This is a genomic window from Catenulispora pinistramenti (assembly GCF_018274385.1).
Lineage (GTDB): Bacteria > Actinomycetota > Actinomycetes > Streptomycetales > Catenulisporaceae > Catenulispora > Catenulispora pinistramenti.
Window position 1 is genome coordinate 1 of the sequence record NZ_JAAFYZ010000094.1, and the last position, 17,609, is coordinate 17,609.

The 17,609-nt window shown below is 69.7% G+C and carries 12 protein-coding genes; 2 read left to right on the top strand and 10 right to left on the bottom strand.

Annotation, left to right across the window (positions count from 1 at the left end; genetic code table 11):
* The first annotated feature begins 154 nt into the window (after positions 1–154).
* Complete coding sequence (locus KGQ19_RS25220; protein WP_212012451.1) at positions 155–1,816, top strand: pectate lyase-like domain-containing protein; 1,662 nt, start codon at positions 155–157, stop codon at positions 1,814–1,816.
* A gap of 68 nt (positions 1,817–1,884) precedes the next feature.
* Here the strand turns inward: KGQ19_RS25220 and KGQ19_RS25225 are convergent, their stop codons facing one another.
* Both KGQ19_RS25225 and KGQ19_RS25230 read right to left on the bottom strand, forming a co-directional pair.
* A complete protein-coding gene (locus tag KGQ19_RS25225; protein ID WP_212012453.1) occupies positions 1,885–4,101 on the bottom strand; it encodes an alpha-galactosidase in 2,217 nt (738 codons plus the stop codon).
* 55 nt (positions 4,102–4,156) lie between these two features.
* Complete coding sequence (locus KGQ19_RS25230; RefSeq protein WP_212012455.1) at positions 4,157–5,785, bottom strand: beta-1,3-glucanase family protein; 1,629 nt, start codon at positions 5,783–5,785, stop codon at positions 4,157–4,159.
* 565 nt (positions 5,786–6,350) lie between these two features.
* On the opposite strand from KGQ19_RS25230, the gene KGQ19_RS25235 reads away from it, so the two are divergent.
* Positions 6,351–8,024, top strand: a complete 1,674-nt coding sequence (locus KGQ19_RS25235) for a glycosyl hydrolase family 28 protein (RefSeq protein ID WP_212012457.1) — start codon at positions 6,351–6,353, stop codon at positions 8,022–8,024.
* 70 nt (positions 8,025–8,094) lie between these two features.
* On the opposite strand, the gene KGQ19_RS25240 is transcribed toward KGQ19_RS25235, so the two are convergent.
* The 8 genes from KGQ19_RS25240 to KGQ19_RS25275 all read right to left on the bottom strand — a co-directional run bounded on the left by KGQ19_RS25240 (position 8,095) and on the right by KGQ19_RS25275 (position 17,507).
* Positions 8,095–9,270 (bottom strand): GntR family transcriptional regulator, encoded by a 1,176-nt coding sequence (locus tag KGQ19_RS25240; RefSeq protein ID WP_212012459.1) that lies wholly within the window; start codon positions 9,268–9,270, stop codon positions 8,095–8,097.
* A gap of 43 nt (positions 9,271–9,313) precedes the next feature.
* Positions 9,314–9,586 (bottom strand): hypothetical protein, encoded by a 273-nt coding sequence (locus KGQ19_RS25245; RefSeq protein ID WP_212012461.1) that lies wholly within the window; start codon positions 9,584–9,586, stop codon positions 9,314–9,316.
* A gap of 22 nt (positions 9,587–9,608) precedes the next feature.
* Entirely contained in the window at positions 9,609–12,299 is a 2,691-nt protein-coding gene (locus KGQ19_RS25250; protein WP_212012463.1) for an ATP-binding protein, read from the bottom strand.
* Between the two features lie 615 nt (positions 12,300–12,914).
* Positions 12,915–13,598, bottom strand: a complete 684-nt coding sequence (locus KGQ19_RS25255) for a vWA domain-containing protein (protein ID WP_212012465.1) — start codon at positions 13,596–13,598, stop codon at positions 12,915–12,917.
* A 6-nt stretch (positions 13,599–13,604) separates the two neighbouring features.
* Entirely contained in the window at positions 13,605–14,894 is a 1,290-nt protein-coding gene (locus KGQ19_RS25260; protein WP_212012467.1) for a hypothetical protein, read from the bottom strand.
* Complete coding sequence (locus KGQ19_RS25265) at positions 14,891–16,276, bottom strand: protein phosphatase 2C domain-containing protein (RefSeq protein WP_212012469.1); 1,386 nt, start codon at positions 16,274–16,276, stop codon at positions 14,891–14,893. The genes KGQ19_RS25260 and KGQ19_RS25265 overlap by 4 nt, the downstream gene beginning before the upstream one ends.
* Positions 16,273–16,722, bottom strand: a complete 450-nt coding sequence (locus tag KGQ19_RS25270) for a hypothetical protein (protein WP_212012471.1) — start codon at positions 16,720–16,722, stop codon at positions 16,273–16,275. Before KGQ19_RS25270 ends, KGQ19_RS25265 begins: the two co-directional genes overlap by 4 nt.
* Positions 16,722–17,507, bottom strand: coding sequence for a hypothetical protein (locus tag KGQ19_RS25275; protein WP_212012480.1), 786 nt, complete (start codon positions 17,505–17,507; stop codon positions 16,722–16,724). Before KGQ19_RS25275 ends, KGQ19_RS25270 begins: the two co-directional genes overlap by 1 nt.
* Positions 17,508–17,609: the final 102 nt, after the last annotated feature.

The following is a 17,609-nucleotide window of genomic DNA, read 5'->3' on the forward strand; positions in this document are numbered from 1 at the left end:
CAGATNTGTATAAGAGACAGCTCCAACGACGCCCCCGACCACCAATCCGTCATCGAGTCCGTCCACCACGCCGCCTCCTCCGACCGGCGGCAGCCTGGGCGCGAACGTGATCGTGATCAGCCCGAGCGAATCGGTCGGCACGATCGCGAGCACCTTGAACGCGCTGGGCACCCAGCAGGCCCCTAACCAGTTCGGCAACCAGCGCTACGAGATCCTCTTCGAACCCGGGACCTACGGTTCCACCGCGGCGCCGCTGGACTTCCAGATCGGTTATTACGAGAGCGTCGAGGGACTCGGCCAGAACCCCGGCCAGGTCGTGATCAACGGGACGATCGACTCCTGGAACCAGTGCACCGACGGCGTGCAGACCCAGTGCTATGCCACGGACAACTTCTGGCGGTCGATCTCGAACCTGACGATCAACGTCACCGGCCTGACCGGCTGCAACGCGGGCGAGGACGTCTGGGCGGCGTCGCAGGCCTCGCCGATGCGCCGGGTCGTGGTCAACGGCAACCTGACGCTGATGGACTACTGCGGCGGGACGCCGGGCTGGTCCAGCGGCGGCTTCATCGCGGACTCCGAGCTCAACGGCACCGTGGAGAACGGCTCGCAGCAGCAGTACCTCGTGCGTGACACCGACATCGGCAGCTGGACCAACGGCGTGTGGAACCAGGTGTTCTGCGGCGACCCCGGCGCTCCGGCGCAGAGCTTCGGCAGCACCCCGGTATCGGCCGGCGGCCCCCAGCCGTACACGACACTGGGCACCTGCCCGACGACCGAGGAAGAGCCGTACCTCTACACCGACGCCTCGGGCGACTACAACGTGTTCGTCCCCTCGCTGCGGACCAACACCAGCGGTCCGACCTGGACCAACGGCGACACCCCCGGCACCTCGCTGGCGCTGAGTACGTTCTACGTCATCGACGCGTCGAGCACGATCGATCAGATCAACGCGGCCCTGGCGGCCGGTGACAACCTGCTGTTCACGCCCGGGGTCTACAGCTACAGCCAGACGATCGACGTCACCAAGGCCGACACGAAGATCCTCGGCCTCGGCTTCACGACGCTGATCCCGACCGCCGGCCAGACCACGATGAGCGTGGCCGACGTCAACGGGGTCAACATCTCCGGCCTGATCTTCGACGCCGGGCCGACCAATTCCCCGACTCTGCTGACCGTCGGGACTCAGGGCTCCACGACGAGCCACGCCGGCGACCCGGTGAGCGTTGACGACGTGTTCTTCCGCGTCGGCGGCGCCGAGGCCGGATCGGTGACCGACGCCTTCGTCGACAACAGCGACAACTCGCTGCTGGACAACATCTGGTCGTGGCGTGCCGACCACGGCGCCGGTGCCGGCTCCTGGACGTCCGACACCGCGGCGACCGGTCTGACGGTCAACGGCGCCGACGTCACGGCCTACGGGCTCGCCGTCGAGCACTATCAGCAGTATGAGACGGTCTGGAACGGCCAGGGCGGCACCGTCATCTTCTTCCAGAACGAGAACCCCTACGACGTCCCGAGCCAGTCGGCGTGGATGGCCACCCCGAGCCAGAACGGCTACCCGGCCTTCTACATACCCTCGGGCGTCTCCACGTTCCAGGGCTACGGCATGGGCAGCTACTCCAACTTCGACCTAGGGGTGCCCATCGAGAACGCGGAGGCCTTCCAAGCCCCGAACACTCCGGGCGTACAGTTCAACGATCTGCTGACCGTGTGGCTCAACAACTCGGGCGGCATCCAGTCGGTGATCAACGGGACCGGAGCGGCGGTCAGCTCCACGAACGCGGGGCCGGTTAACGTGGTCACGTACAACTGAGGTAGTCCGGTGACAGCGGGACGGGCCGCAGAACTCTGCGACCCGTCCCGAGCGCTACCCGACCCCGCTCAGGGGACGAGCGACCACTCCTGATTGACGCCGCCGTCCGCGGTCCACTGGATCACGGCGGTGCCCGGCGCGGTCTCGCTGTTGGTGACGTCGATCAGCTGGCTGTCATACACGCTCTTCAGCCCGATCGCGCCCGGCCCGTCGTCCACCAGCGTCCACTGCGAGTTGCTGTTGCCGTCGGCGCTGAACTGGATGAGCTGGGTCCCGGCGGCGGTGGTCGGTCCCGGGATGTTGACCAGCTTGCCGCTGTTCGAGTTGACGATCGTGTACGCGCCGTTCGCCTGCTTGGTGAACGTCCACCGCTGGTCGGACCGTCCGTTGTCGGAGTACTGGAGCAGGGTCGCGCCGTCGGCCGTCGAGTCGTTGTCGACGTCCAGGCGGCCGCCGGTCGCCAGGTTCTCGACGCGGTAGGCGACGTTCGGGTCCGGGACCGGGACCAGAGTCCACTGCTGGTTGGCGCCGCCGTTCGACGGCCATTGGATCACCGGTGCGCCGGCGCTGGTCGAGGCGCCGGATACGTCGGCGAGGAGGCCGTCCGCGGAGGATTTCAGGGTGTAGCCGCCGCTGCCGTTGGCCGTGAGCCGCCACCGCGTGTCGGTCGCGCTGTCGTCGGCCTCCTGCGTCAGCTGCGCACCCTGGGCGGATGACGGCGCCGCGAGTTGCAGGTGGCTGGTGCGGTTCAGGACCTTGTAGCTGCCGTCGCCGAGCGGGACGAGCTGCCATTCCTGGTCCAGGCCGTTGTCAGCACTCTGCTGCACGATGGACGTGCCCGAGGTGGCCAGGTTCAGGCCGCTGTTGGTGTTGACGATGTCGTAGGACATCGCGGTGGAGCCGACCGAGCCGGTGGGCGTGACCTTGAGCAGCGTGCTGCCGTGCGCGGGCAGCTGGACGCTGTAGCCGGAGGCGAAACCGCCGAGGTCGGTGTGCGACCAGTCGTCGTGCACCGTCGCCGCGGAGCCGGTGAAGCCGATGTCCTGCCAGTTCACGGCGGCGGTGGCCGCGGAGCCGGACAGGTTGAACAACGCGACCGTGTAGCTGCCGTCCCCGTTGGGGGCGTACCAGGCCTGCTGCGACGTGGTGCGGTCGACGGCGCGTGCCGGGTGGCCGTTCTGGTCCACGGCCGACACCTCGGGGTTGGTCAGCAGGCCGAGGTCGGTGGAGTCCAGGTTGGTCAGGTCCACGCCGAGGGTGAGGTTGGAGTTCTCGATGGCCCACAGGGTCAGCTGGGTCTTGCGTTCGTCGAGGGTCAGGCCGTCGTCGGCGCCGTTGCCGACCTCCACGGAGTCCAGGTCGTTCCAGCCGCCCTTGATGCCCTTGCCGATCCACGGGACGACGTCGGAGAACCGGCCGGAGACGTTGTTCCAGTCGGTCAGCGGATAGGGGGAGCCGTTGGTGCCGCAGTAGCACTCGACGTCGCCGTCGATGCGCCAGCCGTTGGAGTACTGCTGCCAGGAGGAGGCGTTCGCCGGTGTCAGCGAGTTGGACAGCTCCAGGTGGATGGTGCGGCCGGTCTGGTTGAGCGCCGCCGACCAGTGCTGGACGTCGGCGACGGCCTGGGTGTCGCCGTCGTTGGGGCTGACGCCGTCGATCTTCAGGTAGTCGATGCCGTAGCCGGCGAGCTCGTCGGCCCAGGAGTTCAGGAACGCCTGCGCGGCGGCGGGGTTCTTGGTGTAGTCGATGAAGTACATCCGGCCGCTGCCGAAGTTGTAGTTCGCCTCGTAGCCGCTGGTGTTGGAGACGATGTCGCGGGCGTGGAAGGAGGTGCCCTGGATCGGGGTGTTCTGGTTGTACGCGGCCACCGGTATGCCCGGTGTCAGGTACATGCCGAACTTCTCTCCGAGCCCGTGGATATACGAGCCCAGATTCGCCATGCCGTCCGGGAACGGCGTCGAGTCGGTGACCCAGCGGCCGTACGCGTCCACGGTGGTCTGCGGGTCGAGGTACCAGAAGTCATCCAGGTTGATGTACTTGTATCCGGCGTTGACCAGGCCGCTGGTCGACATCGCCAGCGCCTGGGCTTTCATCGCGGCCTCGGTCGGGTGGTTGCGCAGGAACGACCAGCTGCTCCAGCCCATCAGCGGCGTGGTCGCGGCTCCGTTGGCCTGCGCGTGGGCCCGGGCCTGGTGACCGTCCACGACGAAGAACGACAGGGCCAGGGCCAGTAGCACGGCGAGGAACCGGTGTCGGTGGGGACGTGCGGGTGAAGATGTTGTCACTTGAGCTCCCTGTGGGGAAGGTGATGGCTGCCGACTCGGGGGGATCGCTGCCGACTCAACCCGTGTACTGCACCGTGACCTCGTCGAGGTTCACGTAGTTCGAGCTGCCCAGTGAGCTGTTGTAGATCACGGATATCGTGTTCGCCCCGGCGTTCAGGGCGACGCCGGGGATGGTGACCGTGTTCCAGGAGGACCAGGAGCCGGTGCCGGGCAGGGTCAGGTTGTTCACGACGCCTGAGCCGTTCACGTAGATATAGCGCGAGGCGTTGCCGGCGGCGGCGGAGTATCGCAGGGTGACGCTGTAGCTGCCGCTCTGGCTGACGTTCGGGTGCAGGTCGACCCACTGGCCGTCCTTGTTCCAGCCGGCGACGTATCCGGTGCCGGTGTAGCCGGGATAGATCGCTTCGGTGCCCAGGCCGTGCAGCGTCCCGTCTTCGGCTTGCAGCTGGATGGGCGGGGTGCTGCCGCCGCCTCCGCCGCCGTGGACGGGGCTGAGGGTCACGGTGAGCAGGGTGGGGTCGGGGTCCACGACCGCGCCGGACTGGTCCACGCCGCCGGTCGGCGCGACGTCGTCGTACGGGAAGGCGTACCCGCGGCCGTCCAGGCTGGTGGCGTGGACGATGCGCGCGTAGTGGTTGGTCTGCGCGTATTGGTAGTAGTCGGCGGGATTTTCCCCGGCGGGCTGGTCGGAGTCGATCAGGAGCGTGGTGCGGTTCATGGCGGCGCTGATCCGGGCGGTCAGCGCGCCCATCTCGACCCCGCTGGTGTTGAAGGGCCCTGAGTTGCAGCTGAAGATGTCGGCGCTGGACGGCTTGGCGAACGAGCCGACACCGGGGAAGTCGAGCACGCCTCCGGACACGTTTCCGGTCACCGTGCCCCACTGGCCCTGGGTGTCGATGGACAGCGTCTGGGAGCTGTACTTCGACCAGACCTGGTCCAGGTACCCGTCGAAGTAGCCTGACAAAAGCGAGGGATTCTGCACGATGCCGTTGTTGGGGCTCAGCGCCCGCAGGTTCGCGCCGCCGTTGGTGACGACGAGCTGGTTCCATCCCTGTCCGTCGGCCGCGCTCTGGGCTTGAAGCGCGGCCGACACCGTGTCCAACGCGCCGGCGGGCAAGCCCAGGGCGGTCTGGGTTCCGGCCGCGCCGTTGGACGTCAGCGCGATCGGGATGGCCACGAAGTCGACCATGCTGATGTTCGCCCACAGGTTGGTGCTGTTGAAGGTGAACTCGCAGAAGTCCCACATCAGGTCGATGTTGGGGTCGCTCGGATTGCTGACCGACGGGAAGACCAGCGCCGGACCGGGGTTCACCAGGAACGTCAGCGGGCTGCCGATGGAGAACCAGATACGGCCGCCGGCCAGGTGCGGGATGGTGATGTGCGTGGTCGAGCCGCTGGCGCCCAGCGGGATGGCGCAGTTCGCCCCGAGCGGGGTGAGCGTCTGGGCGGGGGAGGGCGGGTAGTACGGGGTCTGGCCGTCGGCCTGCAGGAGGAACCAGGCGTTGCCGTTGTCGATGGCCAGGCCGGTGACGAAGGCGTAGACCTGGTTCGAGCCCGTGTTGTTCTGCAGGGCGATGTCGAGCGTGCTGCTGGTCGCCGCTGAAGCGCGCGAGGCGGCGGTGACGACCGAGGGGAAGACGGCGGTGGCGGCAGCGGCCGCGAACAGGTTGCGGCGAGAGATCATGTGATCCAGTGCTCCTCACGTGGCGGGGTGGGTGCGAGGTGGAGCGCGTGCGAGGTGGAGCGGTGTGGGGCTCGCGGGCGTGCGGCACGGCGGGTCGGATCTGTGCGGTCGACGAGCCGGGGTGACGTGGCCGCCGCGATGGGAGCGGACGATCCGGCGGACCGTCGAACGCGGCGCAATTCCCCAAGCTGGACTAGACCATTGGCTCTGTCAAGGGGTCAGTTCGCAGGTAACCACCCTGGTGGCGGGTGGTTGATTACCGGACCAGTGGTCAAAGAAAATCTTGAACCTGCGCGTTTCACAGCCGCCGCACACACCCGCACGCCGGAACGTCGGCATCGGCGCTGTTCAGCGGGTGTGAGTCGGATGATTGAATATGTTCAATAGCCGGTGATCAGTGTTCGAATCTCAGCCCTCGTGTTCAGCTGGGCCCGGCGAAGGTTGACACGCGATTCGCGGCTCGTCACAGTGAGGCTTCGTGGGAGCGCGGCTGGCCTCGTGGGAGCGGGGCTAGGACCTACTTCGCCGACCACCTTCGGCCCGGCCCGCAGGATTGGAATCCCGCATGGAACCGCGCACCGAATCCCCCATGCCCGGTTTGAACCGGCGCCACTTCCTCGGCGTCGCCGGCGTGCTCGGCGCGGCCGGAGTCCTGTCCGGCGTGATGCCGGGCACGTCGGCGCGGGCCCGGGCGAGCGCCGCGCCTCAGGACGGCGCGGCGACCCCGGACGCCGCCTCGCTCCAGGTGTATCCGGTGCCGTCGATCTACCCCGCGTCCACGGACTACACGGTGGTCGTCAACGGCACCGCCGTCCCCGTCCAGAAGTTCACCGGCTACGACATCGCGCAGCTCGCCATGGGTTCGGGTAGCGCGCAGGTCGCCGTCACCAAAGTCAACAACACGAACATCGGCTCGTGGAGCATCAGCCCTCAGCAACTCGGCATCCACGCGACCGCGAGCGGTCCCACGCTCACCTTCACGCTCCCGGGCGACGGCTACTACATCGTCAAGGTGGACGGCCGGCCCCAACTCGTCCTGGCTTTCGACCCGGCGCAGACCGACCAGCCGCCCAGCGCCGGCGACGGCGTCTTCAACGTGACGGCACCGCCGTACAACGCGCAGCCCGGGACCGGGGGCTACTCGACGCAGGCGTTCACCAGCGCCATCGCCGACGCCTCGTCCTGGGGTGCCGACAACGGGAGTCAGGGCACTGTGTACGTGCCGGAAGGCGTCTACAACGTGGGCAACCTGGTGCTGCTGAGCAACACCGCGCTCTATCTGGAGCCCGGTGCGGTGCTGCGCTACACCGGCGACAGCGGCTACTACACCGTGAACGGGCACAAGAGCTCGCAGAACCGCGACCTGACCTGGCTGCTGCGAACCGACTACTATTCTTCCAACATCAGCCTCTACGGCCGCGGCATCATCGACGGCAACGGCATGGCCTCGCTGGCGCCCAGCGATCTCGGGGTGAACCTGCTGGCCCCGGTGTGGGTGACCGGCTTCTCCTGCGACGGCATCACGTTCCGGGAGTCCAGCAGCTGGAACGTCATCCCCATCCGGTCCTCGGACCTGACCTTCACCAACATCAAGATCTTCAACCGGTTCGACATGGGCGAGGACGACGGCATCGACGTGATGGAGTCCACGAACGTCACCGTCACGCACGCGATCGCGATCGGCCTCGACGACAACTTCAGCACCAAGACCTGGACCACGGATACGGACATGCTGAGCTTGGTCCCGGGCCAGTCGCAGCCGCTGGACAGCGTGACGTTCACCGATCTGGTGTGCTGGACGTACTGCTACGCGGTGAAGGCCGGCCAGGGTGTCGACCAGCCGCAGTCCAACGTCACCTTCGAGCAGGTGGTCGTGTACGACGCGGCGGTGGCCATCGGCATCGACCACAAGTACGGCACCGCGACGGCCAGTGGCATCACCTTCAGCGATATCGACGTCGAGCGGCTGGACTTCACCAACGCGGGCAATCAGTGCTGGCTCGCGCTCATGACCGAGAGCTCCGGGGTCGGCCCCATCCAGGACGTGACCGTCCGCAACGTACGGCTGCGGGTACCGGACAAGACAGCCAGCCGGATCACCGGTCTACCCGGCGGCACCATCAGCGGTGTGACGTTGCAGAACATCATCCCGTCCGGTGCCTCCAGCGCGGCCACCACGCTGGCCGCCGTGGACGTCACCAACGTGAGCAACGCCGGCTCGATCACCATCACGGCGTAGCGCTTTCAAGCCTTTCAGGCCTTTCAAGCCCGCGGCCTGCGTGAGGCCCGGCGTCTCGACGGCGGTCCGGTCAGTGTCTGGCCGCCGTCGAGGCGCCGGGCACCAGCCGGGTCGGCAGCGCGTGCTTGGTCACCGCGCCGGGATCGGCCAGCTGCGCGAACAGCTCCTCGATCACGCGGGTGCCCATCAGGTGCTGCGCCTGCGCGATGTGTGTGAAGCCGAACACTGAGTCGTCCACCAGCGCCTCGGCCTGGTCGAAGCAGACTATTGACACATCGCCGGGGACCGTCCGGGCGACCGCCTGGCAGGCCTTGCGCAGCAGCAGCGCGATGTGATGCTCGGAGGCCAGGTACGCGGTGATCTCCGGGCGGCTCCGCACGAACTCGGTCAGGCGCGCCAAGTCCTGCTCCGGGCTGGTGGTGGCGCCCGGGGTGACGGAGTCGACGGCGTGGAACTCGTCGGCGTCGTCGTGCGGCACCCCTCGGGCGGCGTGCGCGCGCACGTAGCCGTTGCGCCGGTCCTGCACCGTCGAGACCCGGCTGGCACTGGTCACCAACCCGATCCGGCGGTGCCCGAGGTCGAGCAGGTGCTCGGTGGCGGCCCGGCCGCCGGCCACGTTGTCGGAGCACACCGCCGAGACCGGGATCCCGTCGAAGGACCGGTCGATGATCACCACCGGGAACCGCCGCGCCAGCAGCCCCAGCAACGCCGGCGGCACCGACTCCGACGAACTCGGCTGGAACGCCAGCCCGGCCACCCCCGCCGCGAGCAGCTCGCCGATCAGCGCCTCCTCGGCGTCGGCGTCCCCGAAGGACATCTTGACGATCAGGTTCGCCCGCGCCGCGGTCTCGGCGAGCATCGAGGTCAGGATCCCGCCGCCGAAAGTGTCGTCGAAGCTGGTGAGCACGGCGCCGAACAGGGGGAGCGTGGCGCCGTTCCCACCGCCGGCCGCACCGCCCGCCCAGACCGCCGTATCCATCGCCCCGATCGTGCCGTTCGCCCCGCGGGCTCCCCGCCTCTGCTCGGGCTCGGCGCTGACCACCACGGTCCCGCGCCGTGGCCGCCGCACGACGTAGCCGTCCGCGGCCAGCATGTCGAGCGCCCGCTTGACCGTGATCGTGCTGACCGAGAACTCCTCGCAGAGGTCTGCCGGACTCGGCAACCGCTGGCCCACGGGATAGCGTCCACCGGCGATCCGGCCCTTGAGCTCGGCGTGGACGTGCTCGTAGAGCAGCTTGTCGGGCACCGGCGGGCCTCTCGCGGGGCAATTAGAAATGTTTAATATAACATCAGGGTTCGGCGATGGGGCCGGTGGCGCGGCAGGCGTCCTCGTCGGGTTCTCCGGTATCCGCTGTCTGGGCGGTTTGCTGGATGTAGAGGTCGCCTTGGGCCACGGTGTAGACGGTGCCGTGGTCTTTCGCAGTGTTCTGCTGATGCGGCTGCGCCGGGGGCGGGTCGTGCGGGAGATTGAGGACGACGGAGGCGTCGTCGGCCACGACGATGGCGCCGTTCAGATCGCGGCCGACGCTGATTCTGCCGATCGACGGCTGCTGTGCTGACATCAGGGTTCTCCTTCACTGGTGGTCACGAGCAGGCCTGGATGATCTGGCTGAGGTCCTTGTTGAAGGTGGTCGGGTCGTTGTCGTAGGAAGTGGTGGACTGGCTGAGGAAGTTCTGGACGTTCTGCTTAAAGCTGCCCGCCTCGGTCTCCGCGCCGCCGAGAGCCGAGAGCAGCGTGGGATCGGTGGCTTGAGAGCTCGCGTTCTCCATGGTGGTCGTCAAGGAATCGATGGTGCCGAGGAACGCCTCCCCGGAGCTCTGCACAGCAGGCGTGTTGCCCTGGTCGCCGGCAGAGTTGATCATGGAATCGAAGTCGAGGCCCTGGCTGTTGTAGGCCGCGATGTCGCCGTTCAGCGGGGGGCCGAGAGTCGCGCAGACCGGATCGACGGTCGCCGATGCGGATGCGGGCGGCGGGGGCGGAGCGGACCGCGAAGAGTTGGCGCTGACCACTGCGATGCCGCCTCCGACCGCCGCGCACAGGGTCACCCCGACCACCGCGGCCTTCAACGCGGCGGCGGAGCCGATGCCGTGGGTGGTCGCGCCGCCGACGGTGGCCGCCGAGCCGGTTGTGGACCCGGCGGCGGTGCCGCCTGTCGCGACGCCGCTTCCTGTCGCAACACCGCTGCTTGTTGCGACGCCACTGCCGGTCACGGCGCCGCCGGCTGTTGCGAGGCCGCTACCGGCTGCGGCTGCGTTGCCGGCCGCGACCGTGCCGTGGCCGGCGGCAAGCGTGCTGAGATTGAAGACCGGCCTGGCCGCATGGGCTGCCGCGGCAGCGAGGTGACTGCCGGCTGCCGCTCCGTGAGTGGCGGCTGTGCCAGTTGCGGCGTGGCCTACGGCGGCGATTCCCTGACTGCTGCTCGCTACCGCGCCGTGAGTCGTCGCGGCACCGTTCACCACTCCGTGGGCAGTCGCGGCTCCGTGTGCGGTGGCACTGTTCGCAGCTCCGTGTGCTCCAGTGGCCGTGCTCGCCGTCCCGTGTGCGGCGGCATTGTTTGCTGCTCCGTGCGCGGCGGCGCCGTTCGCTGTCCCGTGAGCTCCAGCGGCCCCGCTTGCCATCCCATGCGCGGCCGCCCCGTTTGCTGCCCCGTGAGCGGCATGACCGCCGTGCATGACATAGGTCGGCCTCGGTGCCGCCGCCATGAGCCCCGACCCGGCACCAGTCGCCCCGTGCGCGACTGCTGCCTGTGCCGCCGCGTGTGCCTGCGCAGCTGCCGCTGTCATGTGCGCGTGTGCGGTACCCATGGCGGCGGCACCTGGGTGCGCGCCGATCGATTGCGAGGCGGCGAGCTGTGCCGAGTGCTGGGCCGCCTGCATCTGGCTCATGACGTTCAGCTCCTGCCACAGCACCACCGCCTCGGTGAGCAGCAGGGCGGCCGGCGCGAGCTTGTGGATCATCAGGCAGCGGACGCCTTCCTCGTGCAGGAAGTACGCCTTGGCCTGCTTGTCTCCGGCCTTCTGGGCCGCGGACCAGCCGACGCCCAGGAGGGTGCCCCAGGCGCTGAACCGTAGCGAGGCCTGGAGTTTCGGCGCCGCGGCGTGGGCCAGTGCCACGCCGAGATCCGGGTGGTTGCTCTGCTCGGCCCTGAAGACGACGGTGTCCAGGGCCTGGTGGTGGATCGCCACCGCGTCCGGGGTGGTGGTCGGGGCCTTGACCCAGGCGGTCAGGTGGCGGCACAGGACGTCGGCCGGGTAGAGGTTCCGGAACATGTCGACGACCGCCGTCTGCACGTCATCGGGACAGCGGTAGCAGCCGCCTTCGCCCTCGGCGAGCAGGCCGGCATCGGTCAGCGTGCGGCACACCGCCGCCGCGTCTGAGCGCTTTAGCAGCGTGTCCAGATGGTGCGGGGCGACGTCGCCGCCGCCGAACGACGCCATCAGGAGCAGCACCTCGCGCCCGGCCGGCGCCTGCCGCCGGATCAGTGTCCTGAGCATCGTCGGCAGCTGCTTGTGCTCGGGCAGCTTGGGGTGGCCCAGCGCCGCGACGCGTTGCAGGTGCCGGGGTACGGCGTCGAGCAGTGACAGCGCCGCGGCGTCCGCGCGCTCGCCCGGAAGCAGCTGCCGGTGCAAGTGGTGCGCCAGCAGGTTGACCGCCGAGGACTCGTCGAGGCCGCCGATCGACAGGGTGCGTACGGCCGCCGCGGGGATCCGTTTGTGTGCGGTGAACACCACGGTCGAGTTCTGGACCACGTCCATCAGCTGCTTGAGATCAGCCGGTGAGCAGGACAGGTCGTCCAGGTAGATCCGCAGGTGCAGTCGCTGCAAGTAGGTCTGCAACTCGGCCGCGGATGGCACGTAGTCCGAGGCGTCGTAGCAGGCCCGGAAGATCTCCTGTGCGATCTCGGACACGTCGCGGTCGCGGGCGCTGAGGTGCACGACGCCGTCCATCCCGGGCCCCAGCCGCCGGGCCGCGTGCCGCAGGAGCGTGCTCTTGCCGATGCCCGACGGCCCGAACAGCTGCACGGAGCCGCCGGTCGAGACGGTCCGGTCCAGGTCGGCCAGTTCCCGATCGCGGCCGAGGAGCGCGTGGGACTCACGCGGCAGCAGGCTGATGACGCCTCGCGGTACCGGCCTGGGCCGGGGCCCGTGGTAGTCGATGACGCGCGAGGCGCCGTTGGCATCGGGAGCTATGTGCAGGATGGCGTTCTCGGCGACGACCAGGACCCCGTTGTTGTCGCGGCCGATGGTCAGGGCCGCGAGGTTCGCGGTGGTCACGGCCCGCTCCGGTCGCTGGTGCTGGTGCCGCTACCACTACCACTACCACTGCCACTGCCACTGCCACTGTCGGTGTCCGTGCTGGTGCCGTTGCCGTTGCCGTTATCAGTATCGGTCGCCGTCGCCGTCGCCGTCGCCGTGGCCGTGTCAGTGCTCGAAGCGGACCTTGAGGCCGAGCCGTGAGTGGAGTCGGCGGTGGAGCGACTCAGGCCAGTGGCAGTCGGGTTCCATGGCGTGGACACGGGCGGGCAGTGCTTCGGCTTCCGCGTGTAGTCCTCATGACATTTCGTCTTGGCCGGCTCTCCCGAACACTCGTCGTCAGCGGACGAGCTCGCAGAACCGGTCGGGGAGTACCAACCCGAGGACCGGGTCTGCTCCGGTGTGCCACACGGCGTCGGTGTCGGCGTGACCGAGGTGGTCGCCGCTCCTGTCGGAATCGTGGTGGTCGCTTGCCTCGGAGAAGTCACCGAAACCGGGGCCGAAGCCGCCGGCTTCGGCCTCCCGACCGTGAGCGCCGTAGCCGCCCCCGCGCACACGAACGTGACCGACAACGCGAGCAGTACGCCGGCCGCGCTGATCCCGCCCCGCCGGCTCGCAACCCTCTGCGCGGCCATGTCAGTCCATGTACTCTCGGTTGAGGGCGATGGTCTGGAAGCCCGTGGTCTGCACCGCCAGCGTCAGCTGGTTGTTCGCCGAGGAGTTGATCAGGGTATTGAGCATGCTGCTCAACGCCTCGCTCAGGGCCGCCTCGGAGTCCGAGCCGTCGGCCAGGAACGCCAGCTTGGTGTACACCTGCTTCAGCACCGCCGGATCGGCCCCGCCGAATCCGTAGGAGATCACGTGTGGACGCCGCGGCCAGCCCGGGTCCACCAGCGCGTCGAACCGCGCCTTCCAGTGGCGGTCGGTCGGGGCCCCGTCGGTCAAGAAGAACACCGCGGGGCGCAGCACGTCCCAGCCGCCGGAGCGCAGCGCGGTCACGTCGTTCTCGATGCACTGCCGCAGCAGTTCGAAGACCTTGCCGTACTCGGTGGCGCCGGCGCAGACGATCTCCGGCATGACCGGGACCTGGGACACCTCCGACATCGGGATGACCAGGTGCGGGTCGGTGGAGAAGGCGATCAGGCAGATGTGCGCGAACTCGCTGACCCGCGGGCTGCGCTGCAGGGTCTGGTACACCCGCTCCAAGGTCGCGTTCAGGACCCCCTGGTGCGGGCTCATCGACGACGAGGCGTCGATGACGAGGTACGTCGGCAGGCACGTCAGACCCAGGTCCAGCGCGGGCTCGGTGTATACGGACATCATGTTCTACCTTTCGATGAGAGTGTTGAACAGGGCGACCGCCACGGTCGCCGCCACGATCGTCAGCACGATGGCGAGCACCGCGAACGCGAGGCTGCGCAGCCGTGCCCCGGCCCCGCGGTTCGGGGTCGCCGGAGTCGTCGAAGCCGCCGGTTCCAGGGGCGGGAGCGGTTTCGACAGGTCCACGACCGGCTTGTTCGACGGCTGATTCGCCGTGCCGAACGGCTTCAGCAGCACCTTCTTCGGCGCCGTCCCCGACGTCACGGCCGACGCCGCCTCCGTGACCGCCGGGCCCTCGCCCCGGGCCGCGCGCAGCGCCGCGTCCGGTACCCCCGGTGCGGACAGCCAGGGCGTGCGGGGTGCGGGGCGGAAGTAGGGCCCGCCGGCCAACGCCAGCCGCAGCTGCCCGATCGAGGGCCGGCGCTCGCGGTCGGCGGCCAGCAGCATGTCCAGCAGGACGTCGGGCGCCGCGGGCTGGTCCGGCCAACGACCCGTCGCGATCCCGCCGATCGCGTCGGCCCGCCGCTTGGCGGTCAGGCAGCGCGAGACCAGGAGCGCGACCCGGAACCGGTCGGTGTACCGGTCGGCGTCGCCGCCGGCCGGCGTCAGCGGGTCGGCCCAGCTCGGCTGATGGACGTTCGGCATCTTGCCGAGCTGGCAGCCGTCGATGTCGATGACGAACACCGAGTGGTCGGCGGGCGACCAGAAGGCGTTGGAGTAGGACCAGTCCGAGTAGACCAGGCCCAGTTTCTCCAGCACCTCGGCCAGTTCGGCGAGGTTGCGGCAGACGGCGACCCGGCCGGCCGGGCCCGGTGCCGCGATGCCCACCTGCCGCAGGTCCTCGTCGGGCTTGGCCAGCCAGTCCACCTCGACGTGCTGCGCGGCGCTGACGCCGGCGACGGTGACCGCGGTCTTGAACCGGTCGGGTGCGGCCGGGATCACGCAGCCGACGACCGCGTTGCCCGGCCTGGTGATCCGGGCCACCGGCCAGGACGAGGCCGCGCGCACGATGGCGCGGTCCGCGGGGTTCAGCGTTTCCGGCGCGGCGATCAAGGCGTCGAGCCGGTCGCCGTCCTGGGCCGGGCGGGGCTGTCGGTAGATCTTCGCCAGAAATCCGGGACGGCCGCTCAGCGGCTGGATCGCGATGCTCTGCCCGGTGTTCTCGCTGATCGCCGGGCCCAGCGCGCCGATGTCCGCCAGCGTGACGACGCCGGGCAGCGGCCAGGCCGCGTCGCCGCTCATCCGGCCGCCGCCGGCGCCACCGCCCAGCCGGCCGCCGCTCGCGCCGCTGCTCATCCGGCCACCGCGTTCCACACCACGACCGCGGTCCGGTCGTCCATCCGCTGCTGCGCGTCGAAGTCCACGTCGTTGAGGAACTCGGCGATCGGCAGCGGCCGGCGCCAGCGGCCGGCGAAGTGCTCGTTCACCCGCCGCCGGGTCCAGGCGTCGCCGACGCCGTCGGTGACCAGGGCCAGCGCGGCGCCGCCGCGCAGATCGAACTCCACGGCCTGGACCGCCTCGGGGTGGTCCGGCAGCGCGGCGGACAGGGCGTTGGAGGCGTACTCGCCCTGGTTCTTGCGGTCCCCGAACCGCTGCTCCCAGCTCTTCTGCTCGGCGTCCAGGACCCACCCCGAGCTGTCGCCGACCCAGGCCACCCAGCCCCGGGCCGCCTCGCCGCGCCGCTTGGGCACGGTCAGAACCGTGGCGATCAGCACCGTGGCCAACTCGCTGCCGGAGACGGCCCGCGCGCTCGCCGTGTCCGCCACCTGTTCGGCGACCTTCTTGAAGACGATCGCGGGGTCCAGCCCGGCGATGTCCGGATCGGCTTCCAGCAGCTCCCGCAGGACCCGCACGGTGTAGCTCGCGGCCGCGTTCGCGCCGGTGTCGGACAGCCGGGCGTTCGAGATCCCGTCGGCGACGGCGAGGATCAGGAAGCTGTCATCGCCGGTGCGGCCGATGCGGTACGCGTCCTGTCTCGGCACGCCGGGCTCGGCCCCGTCGTGCCCGCCGCAGCGGTGGCCGGGGCCGACGACCGAGGCGCCGCGGACCGCGAGCGGGCCGACCTGGGCCTGGTCGGCGGCGACGCCGCTGGGGAACGGGCCTTCCGGCACTCGCCACGGCACGTTGTGCGCCTTGCTGCCGGACCCGAACCTGGGTGCCTTGCTCAGCTCTTCGGTGGTGATCGCGACCGCCGCCACCGATGCCGCTACCGGCGTCGGCACCGTGGCCGGGACGGTGGCCGTGCCGCCCTGGTACGCATTCGGACGCGGCACGATGATCGGCTGGGACGCGGGGCTCACCGGGTTCATCGAGGTCACCGAGTTCACCGGGTTCGCAGGGTCCTGCCGAGCCGAGTACGGCGCGGTCGCGGTCGCCGTCGGTCGGCTCTGCTCGTACCAGGAGGTCTGGTCGGTCCGGAAAGAGGACACCGCCTCCGCCCCGCCAGGAGTCCTTCTCGGGTCGCTGCGCGGGCCCGGCGCGGCTGTCATCCCCTCCGTGACAGCCGCGCCGGCCGTCGTCACCGCGGCCAACGCGCAGAGGTAGACCACCCACGCGTAATGGCGCGGCGGATGCGACACCTCCAAGAACGCGAGCGCCACCACGATCGCGCCGATGCCGGCCCAGGGGAGCCGGGCGTTGCCGCCGGCCGGTCCAGAGGTATGAGAGTTCTGGTTCACTTCGGTCCCTGCCGCTCGGTCTCGTCGATGATCTGGGCGCCGAACTGGTTGGCGTAGACCCGGCCGAAGCCGTGCGCCGAGTTCTGCTGGCGCGGGGCTCCCGGCGCCGGGATGGGCAGGGTGAGCCCGGCCAGCGCGGCCAGTGCGGGGCGCAGCGCCGCGTCCTGGCGGACGAGCTGTTCCAGGGCGTCGGCCCAGAAACGCACGGTCTCGGCCCGGTCGGCCGGGCTGAGCGCGCCGCCGCCGTCGTCCTCCACGGCCACGGCGCCCTCGGCGGACAACTGGTCCAGAGCCACGGTCAGCTCCGCGCGCCGCCGCGGCCGTCGTATAAGGAGCCTGCGAATCAGACCCGAGACCGACGGCCACAGCTCCGTGCCCATCGCCGCGACCATCGAGTTCGCGGCCGCCGTGGCCAACTCGGTCAGTTCCTCGTCGACCCTGGCCATCACCGACCTCCCTGGCCGTTGATGTGCAGGGTGCCGCTCTGCACGGCGTAGATCTGGCCGTGGCCGCCGGCCCTGTTCTTCTGGACGGCCGACGCGGCCGGTGGCGGCTCCATCTCCGTGCTCTGCGACTCTGCGGGTGGCCCGGGTTCAAGCCCCGGCTCACGCACCGGTTCGCGAAGCCCGGCCGCCGCGCGCGGGGCGATCGGGCAGCCCGGGTAGTGGACCCAGGCGTGCCCGACGTACTTCTTCTCCCGCACCTCCACGGGGACGAAGGCGTCGGCGTCGGGACCGTCGTCACCGTGCCCGACCGCCTCCTCGCCGAAGTGCTGCGACAGGATCGCGGCGACCGGCACGCCCTCCGGCGCGTCGCGCAGCGCCTCGCGGACCGGGGCGGCGTTCAGCAGCCGCGCCAGGACCTCGAACGGGGCGCCGGAAACGCCGCCGTCGGGCGCCAGCCGGACCTCGCCGGCGTGCAGCGCGACGCGGAGCCGGAGCCGGACGCCGTCCGCGGCCGTGCGGTTGTGCGCGCGCACGAGCGCGGCCAGCTCGGGAAGCACCGCGTTCAGCAGGAGCTGCTTGCGGATCCCCGGCAGCGCGACGACTTGGAAGCCGTCTCCGGTGTCTTGCCGCAGACAGCGGTTCCAGTCCAGTCCGGCGGCCTGGAAGGCGCCGCGGCACGCCGCTTCGAGCACGCCCCGGATCTCTTGCAGGGCCGCCTCGCCGCGTCCCGCCGAAGCCGCGATGTCGCAGGCCAGCAGGACACGATATTCGTACCTTGATTCCATGATGCCTCCCTGGCGTACGGTTCCGCTCATGGTCGCCCGCCGGGCGCGGCGGGACTCGGTAGAAGTACTTGGTTCGGGACATCCCTGTACCGGGTACGGGCA